This window comes from Exiguobacterium sp. TDN 0502 (genome assembly GCF_050846835.1).
Lineage (GTDB): Bacteria > Bacillota > Bacilli > Exiguobacteriales > Exiguobacteriaceae > Exiguobacterium_A.
Genome location: NZ_JBOZGJ010000004.1, coordinates 41,060 through 58,859, shown reverse-complemented (window position 1 = coordinate 58,859; position 17,800 = coordinate 41,060). Strand labels below are relative to the sequence as shown.

17 protein-coding genes are annotated in these 17,800 nt (G+C 50.0%); 2 read left to right on the top strand and 15 right to left on the bottom strand.

Going from position 1 to position 17,800, the window contains the following annotated elements:
- Positions 1-30: 30 nt before the first annotated feature.
- The 10 genes from ACRPK8_RS06090 to acnA form a co-directional block, all read right to left on the bottom strand.
- Complete coding sequence (locus ACRPK8_RS06090; protein ID WP_432237393.1) at positions 31-666, bottom strand: DUF975 family protein; 636 nt, start codon at positions 664-666, stop codon at positions 31-33.
- 184 nt (positions 667-850) lie between these two features.
- Positions 851-1,513, bottom strand: coding sequence for a copper homeostasis protein CutC (locus ACRPK8_RS06085; protein WP_432237392.1), 663 nt, complete (start codon positions 1,511-1,513; stop codon positions 851-853).
- Positions 1,514-1,537: 24 nt separating this feature from the next.
- Positions 1,538-2,302 carry a DeoR/GlpR family DNA-binding transcription regulator gene (locus ACRPK8_RS06080; protein WP_432237391.1) on the bottom strand — a complete coding sequence of 255 codons (765 nt, stop codon included), beginning with the start codon at positions 2,300-2,302 and terminating at the stop codon, positions 1,538-1,540.
- 190 nt (positions 2,303-2,492) lie between these two features.
- Positions 2,493-3,107 (bottom strand): glycerol-3-phosphate 1-O-acyltransferase PlsY, encoded by a 615-nt coding sequence (plsY, locus tag ACRPK8_RS06075; RefSeq protein WP_432237390.1) that lies wholly within the window; start codon positions 3,105-3,107, stop codon positions 2,493-2,495.
- A 17-nt stretch (positions 3,108-3,124) separates the two neighbouring features.
- Complete coding sequence (locus ACRPK8_RS06070) at positions 3,125-4,132, bottom strand: D-alanyl-D-alanine carboxypeptidase family protein (RefSeq protein WP_432237389.1); 1,008 nt, start codon at positions 4,130-4,132, stop codon at positions 3,125-3,127.
- Positions 4,133-4,359: 227 nt separating this feature from the next.
- The gene (locus tag ACRPK8_RS06065; RefSeq protein WP_432237388.1) at positions 4,360-4,797 is read right to left on the bottom strand and encodes an acyl-CoA thioesterase; all 438 of its coding nucleotides are present in this window, start codon (positions 4,795-4,797) and stop codon (positions 4,360-4,362) included.
- Between the two features lie 12 nt (positions 4,798-4,809).
- The gene (locus ACRPK8_RS06060; protein WP_432237387.1) at positions 4,810-7,053 is read right to left on the bottom strand and encodes an AAA family ATPase; all 2,244 of its coding nucleotides are present in this window, start codon (positions 7,051-7,053) and stop codon (positions 4,810-4,812) included.
- 73 nt (positions 7,054-7,126) lie between these two features.
- Entirely contained in the window at positions 7,127-7,837 is a 711-nt protein-coding gene (locus tag ACRPK8_RS06055; protein ID WP_432237386.1) for a hypothetical protein, read from the bottom strand.
- A 185-nt stretch (positions 7,838-8,022) separates the two neighbouring features.
- Positions 8,023-8,493, bottom strand: coding sequence for a DUF3939 domain-containing protein (locus ACRPK8_RS06050; protein ID WP_432237385.1), 471 nt, complete (start codon positions 8,491-8,493; stop codon positions 8,023-8,025).
- A gap of 57 nt (positions 8,494-8,550) precedes the next feature.
- On the bottom strand, positions 8,551-11,277 hold the full coding sequence (gene acnA, locus ACRPK8_RS06045) for an aconitate hydratase AcnA (protein WP_432237384.1): 2,727 nt from the start codon (positions 11,275-11,277) through the stop codon (positions 8,551-8,553).
- Positions 11,278-11,534: 257 nt separating this feature from the next.
- Here acnA and ACRPK8_RS06040 point away from each other — a divergent pair, with 257 nt between their 5' ends.
- Positions 11,535-12,029: a hypothetical protein gene (locus tag ACRPK8_RS06040; RefSeq protein ID WP_023467796.1), complete on the top strand. Its 495-nt coding sequence runs from the start codon at positions 11,535-11,537 to the stop codon at positions 12,027-12,029.
- Positions 12,030-12,062: 33 nt separating this feature from the next.
- On the opposite strand, the gene ACRPK8_RS06035 is transcribed toward ACRPK8_RS06040, so the two are convergent.
- The 3 genes from ACRPK8_RS06035 to ACRPK8_RS06025 all read right to left on the bottom strand — a co-directional run bounded on the left by ACRPK8_RS06035 (position 12,063) and on the right by ACRPK8_RS06025 (position 14,515).
- Positions 12,063-12,254 carry a hypothetical protein gene (locus tag ACRPK8_RS06035; protein ID WP_432237383.1) on the bottom strand — a complete coding sequence of 64 codons (192 nt, stop codon included), beginning with the start codon at positions 12,252-12,254 and terminating at the stop codon, positions 12,063-12,065.
- A 223-nt stretch (positions 12,255-12,477) separates the two neighbouring features.
- On the bottom strand, positions 12,478-13,662 hold the full coding sequence (locus ACRPK8_RS06030) for an RtcB family protein (protein WP_432237382.1): 1,185 nt from the start codon (positions 13,660-13,662) through the stop codon (positions 12,478-12,480).
- Positions 13,663-13,693: 31 nt separating this feature from the next.
- The gene (locus ACRPK8_RS06025) at positions 13,694-14,515 is read right to left on the bottom strand and encodes a LysR family transcriptional regulator (RefSeq protein ID WP_432237381.1); all 822 of its coding nucleotides are present in this window, start codon (positions 14,513-14,515) and stop codon (positions 13,694-13,696) included.
- Between the two features lie 107 nt (positions 14,516-14,622).
- On the opposite strand from ACRPK8_RS06025, the gene ACRPK8_RS06020 reads away from it, so the two are divergent.
- Positions 14,623-15,861, top strand: a complete 1,239-nt coding sequence (locus tag ACRPK8_RS06020; RefSeq protein ID WP_432237380.1) for a purine/pyrimidine permease — start codon at positions 14,623-14,625, stop codon at positions 15,859-15,861.
- A gap of 207 nt (positions 15,862-16,068) precedes the next feature.
- Here the strand turns inward: ACRPK8_RS06020 and ACRPK8_RS06015 are convergent, their stop codons facing one another.
- Together ACRPK8_RS06015 and ACRPK8_RS06010 are read right to left on the bottom strand one after the other, a co-directional pair.
- On the bottom strand, positions 16,069-17,157 hold the full coding sequence (locus ACRPK8_RS06015) for an MBL fold metallo-hydrolase (RefSeq protein WP_432237379.1): 1,089 nt from the start codon (positions 17,155-17,157) through the stop codon (positions 16,069-16,071).
- A gap of 118 nt (positions 17,158-17,275) precedes the next feature.
- Positions 17,276-17,791 (bottom strand): hypothetical protein, encoded by a 516-nt coding sequence (locus ACRPK8_RS06010; RefSeq protein ID WP_432237378.1) that lies wholly within the window; start codon positions 17,789-17,791, stop codon positions 17,276-17,278.
- Between the last annotated feature and the right edge of the window lie 9 nt (positions 17,792-17,800).

Sequence of the window (17,800 nt, the reverse complement as noted above, 5' to 3'; positions counted from 1 at the left end):
TCTACTGACGTAATGTACAGGCTTTTTCATTCATCCCTCGACGGAGGATTGACGTGTTGGTTTTAAGCGTTCATAGAAGTGTCCCATCGTCGTATCGAAATACGGCGTCAAGAAAATGACCCCGACTGTACTGAGCAAGGCAAGAATGCCCCAACCGATGAAACTCAGGTACAGCATGATCAATTCACGCTTATGCCCCTTCATCATCCGACGGCTTTCACCGAGCACTTGCCAAAACGATAACTCCGGTCGGTCGACCAGAATGTACGGTACGAGCCGGTAGGCCAGGTAAAAGTACAGTGCCGGTAAAATCAGGAATGATCCGACATAGACCAATACCGTCACGATTGCATAGGCCGCAATCGTCCGGAAGGCACGGCGAAACGAAGAAAATCCTTCAAATAACGTTCCGATTCCCGCAGACTCCCCGCGCGTGAAGCGTAAGTAAGCGATCGTTCGTCCTACCGTCACCGGAGCAAGGACGATCGTCACGACCATGTTCAGACCGATGAAGCGGACCATGCTGTCGATATCATCTTGATCGAAGGACATCCGACTCGCAGCGAGCGCAAAAATGAGAAAGTAGATGATCGAGATGCTCAATCCGACCAACCAGCGTCCTTTTAATGTTCCAAGGGCGGCTTGTTTCAATTGTTTTGGTATCATGTCATACTCCTTCATCTCCACTAGTTCCACCTCTGATTTTAGCGTAGTCCTCTTGAAAAACCTAGTTATCCCGCTCCGCTTTTCGTCGCCTTCTCATGAATCGTCGCAAAACCGTCACGAACATACGAAAAATCCATCTTTTTCGTCTCACTAGACAAGAAAGATGGATGCATCGATCTACTGCTTATCCGAGAAGGCGTGTCAACCTCTCGACACGGTCTTTTTGGATGACACCGCCTTTTAGGACGGCGGATCCGACATGTAACTCGGATGCTTTCGTTGCTTGAAGAAGTGCCTCTGCATTCTCAAGCGTGATACCGGATCCCGGCAAGATGATCAGGTCCGGATATTCCTCAATCAATCGGGCAATCGTCTCTTTCCCTTCAAGCGCCGTCGCTTGACCACCTGACGTCAAGATCCGATCGACTTCTGGGAAATCAGCAAGCACTTCTGCCGCCTCGAAGATGTCTCGGCTACTATCGATGGCCCGGTGGAATGTCAATGACAATTCTCCTTTGTGCTTGATGATCTGACCGAGGAATCCTTCGTCGACACGACCGTCCTCTGTCAGAGCACCGACGACGATTCCCGCTGCCCCAAGTTCCCGGATCAAGTCGATGTCCGTGATGATTGTCTCCTCGTCCGCAGACGAATAGACGAATGATTTGCTGTGTGGTCTTACGAGAACGTGGACCGGAATCTCGACCGTTGAGACGACTTGACGGATTAGACCATAGCTCGGCGTTACTCCTCCTTCGGATAAGGCGGAAACGAGCTCGATCCGGTCCGCTCCGGCTTGTTCTGCTGCGACCGCTTCTTCTACGGTCGATGCGATGATTTCTAACATGTACATCCCTCCCGCATCAGTGTATCACGAGACGACCATCCAGTTCACGCGTTCGTTGAACAGTTTCATCTCCCAAGATGGCGGATAGGAAGCAGGACTCAGAACGATTTTCGCACGCCGGAACTCTGCCACCTTATACTTACGGTTCCCTTGGAATTCATCGTTTGCCAAGAAAGCATAGACGTCTTTCGTACAGCTGATGACCGCTTTTTGAATCAGAGACGATTCAATGTCATCGCTGACGAAGCCCCGTTCGATTTCGGCTCCGTCAAACGATAGGAAACAGGCATCAAAGGCATAGGCATCTAGCGCCTGTAACACTTCCACACCGACCGTTTGACCGTATGCATCGACTGTTCCGCCAAGCAGACGGATCTCACCCGTGAACGGTCCCGTCTTACGGCACTGCTCCAAATGACTGGCAACCGTCAATGAATTCGTCACGATCGTCGCGTTTCCTGTCAAATAAGGCAAGAGGTGTTCTACCGGCTCCCCCCGACCGAGAAAAATACAGGAATATTCGCTGAGCCAGCCTTTAGCGTAACGGGCAAGCCGCCGGGATAACTGATCGGTCCGCCGCGAAATCGGTGTTTCCCGCTTTCCACCCTGATAAATGGCTCCCCCATAGACGCGTTTCAACTGACGTTCGCGTTCGAGTTCCTCTAAGTAGCGTCGTACCGTTTCTCCCGAGACGTCGAGACGTTCGATCAAATCCTTCGTCATGACTTTCCCTTCTTCTTCTAGCCATTCCATGATGCGTGATTTCCGCTCTTCTCCTAACAACGACACGTGCGCTTCCCCCTTTACAGACAAGTCCTATTTCTAGTGTAGCGAACGTCTGTAAAGGTCTTGTAAATCCGATGTAAATAAACGTGTAGTTCCTATGAAATGTCGTTGAATTCGTCCGTTATCCGACTTTTTAGGCAAATGAAAGACGCTCCTGACATCCTGTTAGAGGACACAGTAGCGTCTACGTGATTCATTCTGACGGTTTCTTTGCAAAGAGTGGAATCTTGGACTCTGTTCCTTGGCGAATCCGCTGGATATTATCGCGGTGTTTGAAAATGACGAACAGGGCAAGAACCGTAAAGAATGTCGGTACGATCCAGTCGTTCGTCAAGACACCGATCGTAATGGAAACGACGATTCCGACGCTTGCTGCCACGATCGAACTGAGCGACACCATTCGGCTCAGACGCAGTGTCGTCAAAAAGGATACGAGCAGAAAGACGAACAGGACCGGGCTCGTTACGAGCAACATACCTCCGGACGTAGCGACTGCCTTGCCTCCTTTGAACTTCGCAAAAATCGGATAGATGTGTCCGACGACCGCTGCCAGTCCAGCAAAGAGCGGATGCACATCCGCGCCCATTAAAATCGGAATAAGACTCGCGACGGCTCCTTTTCCAAGATCACCGATCAGGACGATGATACCTGCCTTTTTCCCCAAGACTCGAAACGTATTCGTCGTTCCGAGATTCCCGCTGCCATGCTCACGGATGTCGATTCCGTGTCCCCACTTTCCGACGAGCAAGGCGAACGGAATCGCTCCCAGCAAATAGCCAAGAACCAAAATCCCTATGATTTCAATCATAGTCAACCTCCAACCTCTTAGTGACCGACTTTCATATATTCCTCAAGAGTCTGTCCGTTATTTTTAATTTGCGTCGCGACATCGACACCGACATAACGAATGTGCCATGGCTCATACGTGTATCCAGTCCGGGACTGGAAACCGCGGTCGTAGCGGACGATGAAGCCGTACTTCGCTGCGTTGTTCACGATCCATTTTCCTTCCTTCGTATCACCGAGAGCAGCCGTTAATCCGTTTCCGACACTCGGTGACGAAATATCAAATGTCAGACCGGTCTGGTGCTCACTGTGACCCGGGCGTGCGGAATACTGATCGGCAGCTGCCTTACCGTCACGTGCGACATAATTATTATACAATACTTTTTGGCGTGCGCCGGACCGGAATCCGCTGACGGCATTCAACGTGACTCCCTCTTTTTTCGCAGCCGCGAACATCTTCTCCATCTGTTTCGCAGCTGGTGCCCGCATGTAACTCTGCTCTAACACACCTGAATAGGAAAAGCTGACGTTCGGCACGACGAGATCCGACGGCTTGTAGTCGATTGGCAAGCTGTACTTCTTGTTGACGACGACAAGCGTCCCGAGTGATAGATCGGCTTTTGCTTCTGCTGATTTATCGACATCCGGTGTCTCACTTTCCGGTTCCGACGGTTTTTCCTGCTCCGGATCTTGGGACGAACTGTCCGGTTTATCCGCCGATTCGTCCTTTTTGTCTTCTGTTGCTGGTGTATCGTCCTTCTTCTCTGCCTCATCCGAAGATCCTTGATCCTCTTGTGTTGTCTCATCGGATGATTTGTCTTCTTGTTTTGCTTCTTCCGACGTATCATCTTTCGTTGTTTCGTCTGTTTTGTTTGTTTCTTCTTTGTTTGTATCTTTTGCTGTGTCTTCGTTTTTCGTTTGTTCGTCTGATTTAGATGTCTCATCTGATTTCTGTTCTGTTTTTGTCGTATCGTCTGCTTGCTGATCTCCAGGATTACAACCTGCAAGGAGAAGCGCTAACGTACTGACCGTTACGATTTTCTTCATGTTAAGACCCCTCTTCCCTTTATGCTCCTCTATGTTACCGCTAATCGCCACATCCGTCGAGTCTTCTTAAGCTGGATGGATTAGTCCATACCTTACTGTAGCTTCTTTATTTTCGCAAATGATTCCGGCTTTGTCATCGGTCATTAGTACCAAGTGCTAATTTTTCGGATGACCTGTAAGTTATAAGAAAAAGCAGAACCGATTCCAATAATCGATCCTGCTTCTCATCACGCTTCCGTTAAGAGAGCTGCGTCCGTCTCGCTCATCTTTTCATAAATGGCATGCCAGTTCGGGAATACCTTCGGCAAACGAATCGGTCGGAAGTTTTCCTTCTTGACGACGACATGGGTCGTCTTTGCAGAGACCGCAATTTTTCCGTCCGGGTGTTTGACCGTATAGCCGTAAATCGTCCGTAATCCGTCATAATGATCAATCCAGACCGTGACGATCGCCGTATCACCGTACGTCAACGACCGTTTGTAATCGAGATTGACATTCGTGACCGGGGAGACATAACCGGCATCTTCCATTTCCTTGTAATCAAGACCCAAGGACTGGATCAGTTCCGTCCGCGCCAGTTCCAAATAGACGAGATAGTTCGAATGATAGACGATGCCCATCATGTCCGTCTCGGCGTAGCGGACCGGTATTTCTATCGTATGCATGTAGCTTCCCCCTTAAAAATCCTCTTTTTCAAGATAGGACCATTCTGAACCGGACAAGCTAACTTTGTCAATTAATCGCATCGACTGTTTGGCGATTGCTTGCTCGACGATCGTAATCGCAGCCCGTGCATTTCCGTTCGGAACGACATCGATTTTCTCTGAAAGCGACTGACGGGCGTCCTCGGTCAGCTCGTATCCGAATCGTGCCGCATACCCTTCGATGATGGTAATCAATTCTTCCGGCGTATAGTTCGGGAAATGGAACGACCGCTTGAAGCGTGATTTTAACCCTGGATTACTGGCGAGCAACGCGTTCATCTGTTGCTCATACCCGGCAAGGACGACGACGAGATTATCCTGGTGTTTCGTCATCTCATCGACGAGCGTATCGATCGCTTCCTTCCCGAAGTCGTTCGCCCCGCCGTTTAAGGCATAGGCTTCATCGATGAACAAGACGCCACCCAGCGCGTCGCGGATCGCATCGCGCGTCTTTTGCGCCGTCTGTCCGACGTATCCCGAGACGAGATCCGCCCGGCTGACGATTTTTAAGTGTCCGCGTTTCAAGTAGCCGCACTGCCGTAACACATCGGCATAGAGCTGGGCGACCGTCGTTTTCCCGGTCCCGCTATTGCCGCTAAAGACAGCGTGTAATTCGACTGGCAACACTTGATAGCCCGCTTCCCGGCGACGTTTTTGCATCGATAATAACGCTTCGATCTGCTTCAGTTCGTCTTTTAGTTCAGACAAGCCGACGAGCGAAGCGATCCGTTCCTCAACCGTCGCGTCCGGTTCCTGCACCATCTCGAAATCCGCTTGCTCGAGTAAGGCAAAATCCTCGTGGCTCGCACTTTCTCCTAGACTCGCCCCTTTTTTGAAAATCGCATCGAGCACGATGTTGCGGACGGCGCGACCGTTTCCGAAACTCGCGTCGACCCGTTCTCGTTCCAAACGACCGAGCAAGGCGCGTTCTGCTTGTTCCGTCAGGACATAATCATTCGCGGTCGCGATCGAGCGTCCGATCGCAAGCAGTTCCTGATCTGTATAGTCCGCGAGCAGATAGTGATTCGATTCCGGGAAGCGGCTCCGGAGTCCCGGGTTTGCTTTCAGGAAATCGCGCATCTCTTCCGGGTAACCGGCGAGAACGACTGCAAACCGACCTGCGTACTCGCCACTCGTCATCGCGGCGACGAGCGTATCAATCGCCGCCTGACCGTAATCGTTACCGCTTTGTCCGGCACGTTTCAAAGCGTAGGCTTCGTCGATGAACAACACGCCCCCGACGGCTTCGCGCACCTTACTCATGACTTGTTCTTCCGTCTGACCGACGAAGGCGCCAACAAGCGACGAACGGTCCGTCTCGACGACTTCCGGCCGCTCTAAGAGTCCGAGCTCATGATAAATCTTTGCCATCAAACGGGCGAGCGTCGTTTTTCCGGTTCCGGGATTTCCCATGAAGATCATGTGTAAGGAAGGTTGATCACTCGAACGATAGCCATCTTCCGTCCGTTTTTGCTGATACTTCAAAAAGCGATACATGTGGTGGACGCGCTGTTTGATGTCTTCAAGCCCGATCATCGCATCGAGTTCCTCGAGCGCTGATCGTTCGACCTGTTTACTTTCGACAGGCAGTAAGGCGACGACACGCTTGAGGTCCTGGATCGTTGTTGCTTTCAATTCCGTCATCTCGCGGAATGCTTCTCGGGAGTAGAAGCGCCCTTGTAAACTATCGACGAACGTTTGTGCCGTCTGCTCAAGCGTTGCGCTCGACCGTAACAGCGCCGTCCCCGCATCGAATAACTCCGTCCAGCGTCCAGCGTCCAAACGGCGCAGACGTTCTGTCAACTCGACGACTTGATCCGTCTCCTCGACGATTTGGCTGGCTTGTAAAATCAATTCGTTCGTCGCGGAGCGTTTTGCGTTCGCATTGTCCGTTTCGCGAATCGTCGGGAACGTATGCGCGACCAGCCGTTGATATATACTTTGTAATTGTTGTTCTGTCATCAATTGCTCAAGTCGGACGGGAAGGCGTCCGTGCTGACGAATTTCTTGAATCCAGCTTTCAGAGAGTGCATCAAGGCGCCCCGTCATGATGTAGCGGTGTTCGACGAGTAACGCTAAAATACGGACGAGCGCTTCCGTCTCTTCCAGTAGTCGACTACTTTGGGCATACCGGAGGGCAAGGACCTCTTCGACCTTTGCCCCGTCCTCCCATGCCTCGATTTGTTTGAACATCTCCTCTTTCGAGAATGCTTCCATGGTGAACCTCCTACGTCTCGAAAAAACCGACTTTGCCCGCTACCGTTTCGTAGCGTCATCGCCGGTCATTTCCTTATTCTTTTTCTTTTAACCAAGACGGATCAAAGGAATCGAGCGATTCGATGCTCTTCATCTTGACGGAGTAGAACAATTTGCCGTTATTGCGCGATTCTGCACCGAGCACTTTAGATCGGTCGGACGCAACAAAATAGGTCGCCTGTTCTTGGTTGTTCTCTTTATCAAAGATTGATGGGTATTGTTTGATCCAGTCTTCCGGAACCGTGCTTGCCGGCTCCTTTTTGACATAGACGTCTGCTGCCATCCCGGCAATGTCCGCTTCCCCTTCTACCTGACCAAAGTCGCCCTTATTGATGAAGGCAAGAATTTGTTCATTGAAACCACGTGAGAGGAACGGACGCGGCGCACTGACGCTCTTAGCGGCTTTCGTCTCATTGATCAGTTTGCCTGTCGCATCGTACTCTCGGAACATCGATCCATCCCAGATCGCAAGCGAGCCTTTCGATGGACCATCGATGACTTCCGTCCGGAAATGACCTTTGTCATTAAAAACGACTTCATACGTCCGGGCTTCGAGTTCATCTTTTTTCGTCGCTAGCTTCTTCTCGACATATTGAATGCGTGTCATCGTATAAAACGGTTTGACCGTTGCGGCTTTTTCGTCGCTTGCGGTCTGCGTCTTGTTCAAGAGATAAAAATTGTAGGCAAGGAGGATCGCCATTGCCACGATTGCTACTGCAATCCACGTGCTCGTTCGTTTCGTCATGCCATGTACACCTTCCTAGCTCAAGTCTCTATTCCCTATCATCGTATCGGTTTTAAAGGGGAAATACAAAGGGTTTGTCCAAGAATTCACGATTTCTGAGTAAATTCGTCAGACTTTTGAACAAATCAGAAACTTGACGGTCGAACGAAAAAAAGACGAACCGATCAGCATCGGTTCGTCCAGTCTTATAGCCTTGGCGCTTTCGGCGTTAAGGAAACGATCAGCGAATCGTCGACCAAGTAATAGCTATGATGGGGCATTTCACGTAAATACCCCTCTTGAAAAAGTTTGGCACAATCCACCTGCATCGTCTTCGTATGCGCCTTTAGCGGCAATTTCTTAAGATGGTGCAGATACTGATCGACCGCAACCTGGACATGATCCATCTCATAGATGAGCTCGCGATCTGCTTCTTCCATGATGGCGAATGTTTCGCGGGACATGTAAAACACTTGTGTCGAGCGGGCCTTTAAATAGGACTCTAGCAACTTTAAGTCGATTCGCTGTTCCTCATCCAGAAGTACCGTCCGATTCGTTCCTTTTGGCAGTTCGGATTCAAAGGCATGCGTCGCTTGTTTGACTTCTTCAAGCGTCACATCACGCATCGGTAACGGTTGGCCCTCCTTTTGTTGAAACCATTTCTTGAATCGGTTCACCTTTTTCCTCCTCTCGTCAAAAAAAGGTGGGGTTTCCCCCACCTTTGATTAGACACCTTACGCTTGTTGGAGACGTTCACGAAGGACCATCGGTAAGATTCCACCGTGACGGTAGTAATCGATGTCGACTTCTGAATCGAAACGAGCGATTGCTTCGAATTCAGTAACTTTTCCATCTGCCGCTGTTGCCGTGACTTTGACGATGTCACGCGGACGAACAGACTCATCGATTGCGATGCTGATCGCTTCTTCACCTGTTAGACCAAGTGTTTCAGCTGTCGTGCCTGCCACGTATTGAAGTGGAAGAACACCCATCATGACGAGGTTTGAACGGTGAATCCGCTCGAAGCTCTCCGCGATGACCGCTTTGACGCCGAGCAGGTTCGTTCCTTTTGCTGCCCAGTCACGTGAAGAACCCATCCCGTAGTCTTTACCAGCGAGGATGACGAGACCTGTACCATCTTCTTTGTACTTCATCGCAGCATCGTACATCGCCATCGTTTCGCCTGTTGGCCAGTACGTCGTGAAGCCACCTTCTGTACCTGGTGCGACTTGGTTACGGATGCGGATGTTCGCGAACGTTCCGCGCATCATGATTTCGTGGTTACCACGACGTGAACCGTATGAGTTGAAGTCTTTTGGTGCAACACCTTTGTTGACGAGGTATTGACCGGCTGGTGTCGTTTTCGAGAACGAACCTGCTGGTGAAATGTGGTCCGTCGTGACCGAATCAGCGAACTTACCGAAGACACGGAGTCCGTTGAGGGCTTCGACTTGACCAGCTTCCTTCGCCAAGTTCTCGAAGAATGGTGGGTTTTGGATGTATGTCGACTCACCGTCGAAGTCATACTGATCTCCTGTTGGCACGTCCAAGTTGTTCCAGCGTTCGTTTCCTGTGAAGACGGAGTCGTATTCTGCACGGAAGCTTTCTGGTGTGACGACTGTATTGATGATCGTTTGGATCTCATCACGTGACGGCCAGATGTCAGCGAAGAAGACTTCTTGTCCGTCTTTGCCTGTTCCGAGTGACGCGTTCATGATATCGACGTCGACTGTTCCTGCAAGTGCATACGCGACGACAAGTGGCGGTGAAGCCAAGTAGTTCGCTTTGACGAGCGGGTGGACACGACCTTCGAAGTTACGGTTACCGGAGAGGACAGACGAAACGAGTAAGTCTGAACCAAGGATTGCGTCTTCGACTGCGCGGTCGAGTGGACCAGAGTTCCCGATACATGTCGTACAGCCGTAACCGACCGTGTTGAAGCCGAGTTCGTCAAGGTACGTTTGGAGTCCTGATTTCTCGAGGTAATCCGTAACGACCTTCGATCCTGGCGCAAGTGATGTCTTGACGTATTTCGGAACCGAAAGACCGAGTTCGATCGCTTTTTTCGCGACGAGTCCCGCACCGATCATGACGTATGGGTTTGATGTGTTCGTACAGCTCGTGATCGCAGCGATTGCCACGTCACCCGTACGCATTTCAACTGCTTCGTCTTCGAACTGGACGACAGCGACTTTGTCCGCTTCTTCTTTGGCAAGTCCGAATCCAGCGTTTCCTTGTGGAGCCGTCAACGCTTTTTTGAACGATGTATGGACATCCGTCAAATCGATCCGGTCTTGTGGACGTTTTGGTCCAGCAAGGGCAGGAACGATCGTCGAAAGATCGAGTTCGACTGTTTTCGTGAATGTTGGATCTTCGTTTTGTGGCGTGTAGAACAAACCGTTTGCTTTCGAGTAGTTCTCGACTTTTTCGATCAATTCTTCATCGCGACCTGTCAGACGAAGGTACGTCAATGTCTCTGTGTCGACTGGGAAGAATCCACATGTTGCACCGTATTCTGGCGCCATGTTTGCGATGGTTGCCCGGTCAGAAAGTGACATCAAGTGGAGTGATGGACCGAAGAACTCGACGAACTTACCGACGACGTTCTCTTGACGGAGCATTTCCGTTACACGAAGGGCAACGTCTGTTGCTGTCGTTCCTGGGTGCATCTCACCTGTGATGCGTACACCGATGACTTCAGGTACTGGGAAGAATGACGGCTGTCCGAGCATGCCCGCTTCCGCTTCGATCCCACCGACACCCCAACCGAGGACGCCGAGACCGTTGATCATCGTCGTGTGCGAGTCTGTTCCGACGAGTGTATCCGGGTACACATCAACTGTACCGTCTGCTGTTTCCTTTTCAAGGACGACAGATGCCAAGTACTCGAGGTTAACTTGGTGGACGATCCCTGTCGCGGGTGGTACAGCACGATAGTTATCGAATGCCGAAGTCGCCCAGCGAAGCAATTTGTAACGCTCTTCGTTACGCTCGAATTCGAGATCCATGTTTTCTGCAAGTGCACCAGCAAAACCGTAAGCATCGACTTGAACCGAGTGGTCAACGACGAGGTCTACTGGTACTTCTGGGTTGATGACCGATGGGTCTCCACCGAGATCTTGCATCGCTTTACGAAGTGACGCGAGGTCAACGACCGTTGGAACACCTGTGAAATCCTGAAGGATGACGCGTGACGGTTTGAACGGAACATCGACATCGTTCGAAACTTGAGCTGTTCCCCATTTCGCCAAGTTCTCGACGTGTTCACGTGTGATCGAACGACCATCTTGTTGACGAAGTACTGACTCGAGTAGGACACGAATCGAGTATGGAAGACGTTTGACTTCCGTCAATCCGAGTTCTTCCAATTTTTCAAGACTATAGTACTGATAATTCTTACCGTTTGCTTCAAACGAACGGCGTGCGCCAAAGACATCTTGCGACACATCTGTTTGCTTCATGGTAATTCCCCCTTTAAGTGTTCACGACATCAAGCCCCTGATACCGCTTACTTGTACAGTTCTATCATAGTATAATATGGATTCGGTTACAATTTGAAAGAACAAAAGACTTTCGATAAGTTTTACTTATTGCCGATATTAGAAAATTATTCTGTTGTCCTGTTTTTCTCATATTTCCAGTCAGGCGTTTCCATTTAGAATGTTCAGGGTACTTAAAAAGTGTAGTACGATATCCGATTCTTGTGGAGGCGTTTATTATGGCGAAATATAAAAGCGATGCAACGCACGTTATTACGACAATCATTTTTAGTGATTTAGAAAAAGCAAAAACAGGCTTTGCGATGATTAAGGATCTCGAGGCAATCAAGGAAATCGAGATGGATCAGATGGTTCTCGCAAAACGTGACGAAGCAGAGGGCTTCTCTTTCATCGATGCCATCGACTTCACGCAACAGGACCAATCCTTCAAAGGCTCATTGATCGGCATGGCGATCGGTGTCGTCGGTGGTCCGTTCGGTATGCTCGTCGGTTCCGTTGCTGGTTATTTGATCGGTGCGAACCGGGATGAGAAGAACGAGCGGGAATCGTTTGATTTATTCAACCGGACGCTGAATCAGATCAATCCTGACCATTACGGTGTCATCTTGATCAGTGAAGTCAACGAAGATTCAGAAGCCGTCAATGCGATCGCCGCTGAACTTGGCGCGACGATTCGCCGGACAGGTGAGACATTACCGGATGGAACGGTCTAATCAAATCAGCGGTGTCCTCTTTACGTTCTCGTTTTAAACGGGAACGTTTTTTGATTCGTGGATTACCTGTTTTACTGCCTCTTGTGTCGACGGCATGTCAATCGTCCCGTCAACAGTCAACCAACGTCTTTTTCCAAAACTCAAGGATTGGTCGACAATCGTGAAGTCTGTACCCATCGTGCTTGCCTTCAAGTGAAACTGATCCATCTTCAAGTGTTCATTCATATGCTTGAACAGCTTTTCATACTGAACTGGATTTAAGATGTGGTGTTTCGTTTGATTCGTCTTCTGATTCGTATGAGTAGCGGTTTTAATTTCTACTTTTTTTCTGTTCCGTCGTGACCACCTCATCCGTGCAGCCAGCGATCAAAAACACACTTGAAAACAGAATCAACGTAATCCCTTTATAGTTCATAAAATACCCTCGCCTATTGATGATCCCCTTTCATCACTTCGCCTTAAAATTGTATAGCGGTTTAATGATTTCGACGACATCGACCGTTTCTTTCGTATTGCGAATGATTTCGTCCATCGGTTTATAGACGAACGGCGACTCGTCACGTGTCGATGCGACGACTGAGCTTGACCAGACATCGGTCATCGTCTTTTCGAACGCATCCAGTTTAACTGTTTTGAATGCTTTTGACCGCGACATGATACGTCCTGCTCCGTGTGGGGCGGAGTAGTTCCAATCGGGATTTCCTTTTCCGACGACGATCAAGGAGCCGTCACGCATGTTCATCGGAATGATTGCCCGCTCGCCTGCTTTCGCAGAAATGGCACCTTTTCTTAGAATCATTGCGTCAAGATCGATGTAGTTGTGGATCGTGTCGAACTGATCCGCAATCGTCCACCCCATCGCCTCGAAAATGACCTCGGTCATTGCTTGCCGATTTAGTGCCGCGTAACGTTGCGCAATCTTAAGATCATGCAGGTAGCGTTTCATCGCTTCGCCGGAAACAGATGCTAAGTCTTTGTTGAACGTAGATCGTTGTTCTTTCAACTGCTGTAAGGTCGCCTGAATATCCGACTCGCGCCCCTGTTGCTTTAATTCCGCGATCACTTGGTCCGCGTCAAACTGGAAACGCGTCGTTTCCGCTTCTGCTTGATACTGTTCAGCAATTGTCTTACCAAGATTACGGCTACCCGAATGAATCACGAGATACAATTGCCCCGCTGCATCCTGATTCAGTTCGATGAAATGATTTCCTCCACCGAGTGTGCCAATCGATAATCGTGCTCGTGTCTCATTGAACGGTGCAAGCACTTGATCAAACGGTACCTGTTCTGATAATGGATGGGCTTGCTGGCGTACCGACATGCCACTTGGAACGAGACGCTGAATCGTCGCGTCAAGTTTCGCATAATCGATTGGTTCTTGTTCAGCAAGTCGTGTACATAACATGCCACATCCGATATCGATACCAACGAGATTCGGTACGACCTCGTCCGTCACATGCATCGTCGTTCCGATGACGGACCCTTTTCCAGCGTGACAATCCGGCATGATCCGGACACGACTGCCTGTCGCAAATTGTTTCTCTAGCATGGCTGTGACTTGCTTAATCGTCATCTCATCGACGTTATCCGTGAAAATCTTTGCTTCCCCATACGTGCCTTGAATTGTTTTCATACGATCGTTCCTTTCTATCCTATTCATTTGGTTATTCTGCTGTCTCTTGTATGATTTCAATGAATTGTTTCGTCAGTGTCGTCGGTCCCGTCTCGGTCAACCAAACGAAGGCTGTCGTACTTGATGCACCCGACAGGTATGTCTGTTGCAGTCCTGTCATATCCAGTTCCCGCAACGTACTTTCAGGTAAGACGGTTACGGCTTGTCCACTGCGGACAAGTCCGATCAGCGTCAAAACGTCGGAACAGGTCTCTTGCGATACGACACCGAGTCGTTGACTTAACGTCTGAAAGACACCAAGTCCTTCCTGACTCGGAATGATCAGATCCGCGGTCAGATGATCCGGGTGCCACACTTGATGAAACGGTTCTTCCTCCATCCATTCGATTGAGATCCCTTGCGCATCAATCGGGAGACGGACGAAAGCCGCATCAAGCGACCGCTCCTTCAACCGTTCGATGAGCGCACTCGATTCTCCTTGGTGGACTTGCAAGATGATGCCGGGATGTCGCCGCTTCATCTGTTCGATCCAGTCGACTAAACGACTGACAGATAACGTGTTGACACCAATCCGCAAAATTCCTGTTCGTCCGGCTTCAATGTCGCTCACTTCCATCCGTGTCTCTTGCTCGAACTGTAGCAAGGAAACCGCCCGTTCATATAAACGGCTGCCGCTTAGCGTAATCCGGATCCCGCGCCCTGCTCGTTCGACGAGGCGAACCCCGAGATCTTCTTCCATCCGCCGGATTTGCTGGGTTAAGGCAGGTTGTGCCATCCGTAAGCGCTCTGCCGCTCGCGTAACGGATTGTTCCTCAACGACCGCACAAAAATAACGATACTGACGTAAATCCATATTCATCATCTCTTTCATATGTTTTCATGTATAAAGATATATGAATCATAACATCAATCATATGCTATGATGCAGGAATATCTGAAGTGAAAGAAAGGAGCTTTTTCATGAAACAAACGACTTCTACCTTCCAGTGGATCATCTTTTTACTCGCGAACACGATTGCCTTACCAATCGTCGTCGCTAGTCTGTTCGACCTCTCCTCGGTCGAAACAGCTGCCCTTGTCCAACGGTCGTTCTTTGTAGGCGGGATTGCCTGTTTCCTACATGGCGCTTTCGGCCACCGGCTTCCGATCGTTTCGGGACCTGCCGGATCATGGGTCAGTATTTTCGTCGTCATCGCCGCCTTACCGGTCGATTCAAAAACAGCCTTTACGATTGCGATGGCAGCTGTCGTCATTGCTGGCGTCGTCCTCATCATCCTTGGTCTGACAGGATGGACGAAATACTTATTGCCTGTCTTCACACCGCTCGTCAGCGGAACGTTTTTGCTCTTATTATGTATTCAATTAACAGGTGTCATGCTCGGTGCCGTCCTCGCTGTTGAAGCGACTCGCGTTGCCGGCATCATCACGTTCTTACTCGTCCTCGGACTCAGTCAATTCGGCCCGAGCCGCTTGCGACCGTTTGCCTTAATGATCGGAATCATCGTCGGTTGGCTCGTCAGCCGTCCGTCGCTTCCTACGTCGTCTAATTTGTTTGCCCCACCGCAAGCGTTACCTTTCGGGTGGCCACAGTTTGATGGCAGTGCATTTCTTGTCGCGATTCCGTTCGCGATTTTGCTCGTCGTCAATTTGATTGCTGCCTTAAGTGCCGTCGAAGCGACGCTTCAAAAACAAGGACGTCTCCATCAAGGATTATCGATCGAAGGGGTCATTCACTTACTTGCCGCTACATTCTCGACGCTCGTTCCCGTGCCTTTACCGATCACGAGTGGGTTCATCGCGCAAACCGATAGCCGAAAACGTCGCCCGTTCTTGATTGCCTCACTCGTCATCGCGTTGATTGGTTTCTTCCCAAGCTTGATCGGGATCATCGCGACATTACCGCGTAGCGTCGCGAGTGCCGCATTGCTTGCGACATTGCCGCATATGTTCCTGATTGCCTGGCAGTCAGTGGAAAGTAACATGGAGAACAGTCGTCGCCGCCATGCGTTTGCAATCAGTGCCGTCATCGGCATCAGTATCTTGTTGCAATCGACCGTCATCGCGGAAGTCCTACCTTTGACGCTTCGTCCGTTCCTCAGTAATGGGTTGCTCGTCGGAACGATGCTTGTGCTCGGTTTCGAGATCATCGAAAAAGTACGTTCCCGTCGCGCAAAACAAGCGGATCGATTGGCGAGCTAAATGATATTGTACGACCGGACGATGTCATCATCCTCGCTTTCCTTAGACGGGAAGTAAACCGCGGCAACTCGCATACGTGATCCTGCCGGATCTTCCCTTGTTCTGTAGGGGTCGAGGATGAACAGATCGTCTGTTCATTTAGCTAAAAACAGCCTTTCCGAGATGATTCGGAAAGGCTGTTATTATACCTTCAAACAAAAAGCTCTCTTAACGCACTTCCCGCCACCATTTTCGTGTCGTGCTCTCGGGTGTCACACTCTCTCCGATCATGGGTGTCAGAACCGGGATCTCATCGCGTTTCGCTTCCTTGAGCAACCGTTCGACTGGTTCAAACCACGCATGAAACGCGAGAATGAAAGCGGACCAGTGAATCGGCATCAAAACGCGACCTTTGACGTCACGATGTGCTTGAACCGTCTGTTCCGGTAACATATGTGAATTCGACCACCGGACATCATACTGCCCACATTCCATCATTGTCAGGTCAAACGGACCATATTGTTCGCCAATCGATTTGAAGTGTGGACCATATCCACTATCGCCACTAAAGAAGACTTTTTGCGAGCCTTCGATGACCCATGACGCCCACAGCGTCGAAAACTGATCGAGACCATTTCGTCCTGAATAATGGCGTGACGGAGCCGCTGTCAGTTTGATACCACCGACTTGTGTCGATTCATGCCAGTCGAGTTCCGTGATTCGGTCCGCTGCTACGCCCCATCCTCTGAGACGACTGCTGACACCGAGCGGTACGATGAAGCGACCGACTCGATTTTTCAAGGCGAGAACCGACGGATAGTCGAGATGATCGTAATGATCATGCGAATAAACGACGGTATCGATGAAAGGAAGCCGTTCGAGATCAAGTGTCCGTGTCGTTTGAAAACGCCCTGCTCCGAGTTTCGGGAATGGGGACGGTGCGCGACCGAGCATTGGGTCAAAGAAAATCGTTTGCCCATCAAGTTCGAGTAAAAACGCCGAATGTCCAAACCATGTGACACGCGGCGCTTCACTATCGTCTTGCCGTCGTTGGTACGGAAGCGTCGGTAATGCTTTGGCGGGACGCAGATTCGGAATATTTCTTCCGTAGTCCTTTAAAATACTTTTCATCGAGTCCCATTCCATCTTCAACTGGAAATCCGTCTCATTTTTGAATTTCCCATCGATAAAACGGTCTGATCGCTCAAAACTCCCTCGCTCCGCTTGGCTTGGTCGTTTACCGAACACCGGGTACCGGTTGATGAACCACGCACTGGCAAGACCGATCCCTGCTAGAGCTGTCACTATTTTTTTCATGTCTTATCACCTCTTCGATGCTTTTAGTATAGCACCTTGATGATTTCCCCACTCACTTCATGCTTTTGCAATACAAAAAAAGTGAAGTGCGCCGCTTCCGACGCCTTCACTTATTGTTTCAGTCGATATCGTCCGCTTTCCATTTCGCCCGGTCACTCTTCTCAACATCCCCGTTGTGATCCGTTTCGTATGCGTTATGTCCCGGATTTTCGACTTTATTGTCATCATGCCGATGATCGTGGTCATGATTATGATTATGATGATGCTCATGGTCATGATGGTGGTCGTGATTATGATTATGATGATGCTCATGGTCATGATGGTGGTCGTGATCATGGTCGTGATCTTGATCCTTGACGAACAATGCCAGACCGCCCCGCTCGACTTCCGCGTAGTGCCGTTCTGCCTCATCATCCGAATGGCCAATCCGCTCTAATGACTCCCGGAGTGGCGGTTCATGAGAGAATTTTGATTTAATCTGATCAATCCAACTTGCACCAGATGCTTCATCTGCCGCATCGTCGCGCCCGACGACGGAAAAATCCGAATCATGATGCCCCTGTTGCTTCAATTCCTCCATTTTTCGTTCCAGACTCGATTGGTCCTGATAGACCCCAACAAACCGTTTCGCCATCACATGACA

Excerpts from the sequence above, each read along its gene's own strand:
- acnA (WP_432237384.1), bottom strand. The coding sequence starts at position 11,277 with ATGAAGCAAACAGATGTGTCGCAAGATGTCTTTGGCGCACGCCGTTCG.
- ACRPK8_RS06035 (WP_432237383.1), bottom strand. The coding sequence starts at position 12,254 with ATGAATGAACACTTGAAGATGGATCAGTTTCACTTGAAGGCAAGCACG.
- ACRPK8_RS06025 (WP_432237381.1), bottom strand. The coding sequence starts at position 14,515 with ATGGATTTACGTCAGTATCGTTATTTTTGTGCGGTCGTTGAGGAACAA.
- ACRPK8_RS06040 (WP_023467796.1), top strand. The coding sequence starts at position 11,535 with ATGGCGAAATATAAAAGCGATGCAACGCACGTTATTACGACAATCATT.
- plsY (WP_432237390.1), bottom strand. The coding sequence starts at position 3,107 with ATGATTGAAATCATAGGGATTTTGGTTCTTGGCTATTTGCTGGGAGCG.
- ACRPK8_RS06065 (WP_432237388.1), bottom strand. The coding sequence starts at position 4,797 with ATGCATACGATAGAAATACCGGTCCGCTACGCCGAGACGGACATGATG.
- ACRPK8_RS06010 (WP_432237378.1), bottom strand. The coding sequence starts at position 17,791 with ATGGCGAAACGGTTTGTTGGGGTCTATCAGGACCAATCGAGTCTGGAA.
- ACRPK8_RS06090 (WP_432237393.1), bottom strand. The coding sequence starts at position 666 with ATGATACCAAAACAATTGAAACAAGCCGCCCTTGGAACATTAAAAGGA.
- ACRPK8_RS06015 (WP_432237379.1), bottom strand. The coding sequence starts at position 17,157 with ATGAAAAAAATAGTGACAGCTCTAGCAGGGATCGGTCTTGCCAGTGCG.
- ACRPK8_RS06030 (WP_432237382.1), bottom strand. The coding sequence starts at position 13,662 with ATGAAAACAATTCAAGGCACGTATGGGGAAGCAAAGATTTTCACGGAT.
- ACRPK8_RS06070 (WP_432237389.1), bottom strand. The coding sequence starts at position 4,132 with ATGAAGAAAATCGTAACGGTCAGTACGTTAGCGCTTCTCCTTGCAGGT.
- ACRPK8_RS06055 (WP_432237386.1), bottom strand. The coding sequence starts at position 7,837 with ATGACGAAACGAACGAGCACGTGGATTGCAGTAGCAATCGTGGCAATG.
- ACRPK8_RS06060 (WP_432237387.1), bottom strand. The coding sequence starts at position 7,053 with ATGGAAGCATTCTCGAAAGAGGAGATGTTCAAACAAATCGAGGCATGG.
- ACRPK8_RS06020 (WP_432237380.1), top strand. The coding sequence starts at position 14,623 with ATGAAACAAACGACTTCTACCTTCCAGTGGATCATCTTTTTACTCGCG.
- ACRPK8_RS06085 (WP_432237392.1), bottom strand. The coding sequence starts at position 1,513 with ATGTTAGAAATCATCGCATCGACCGTAGAAGAAGCGGTCGCAGCAGAA.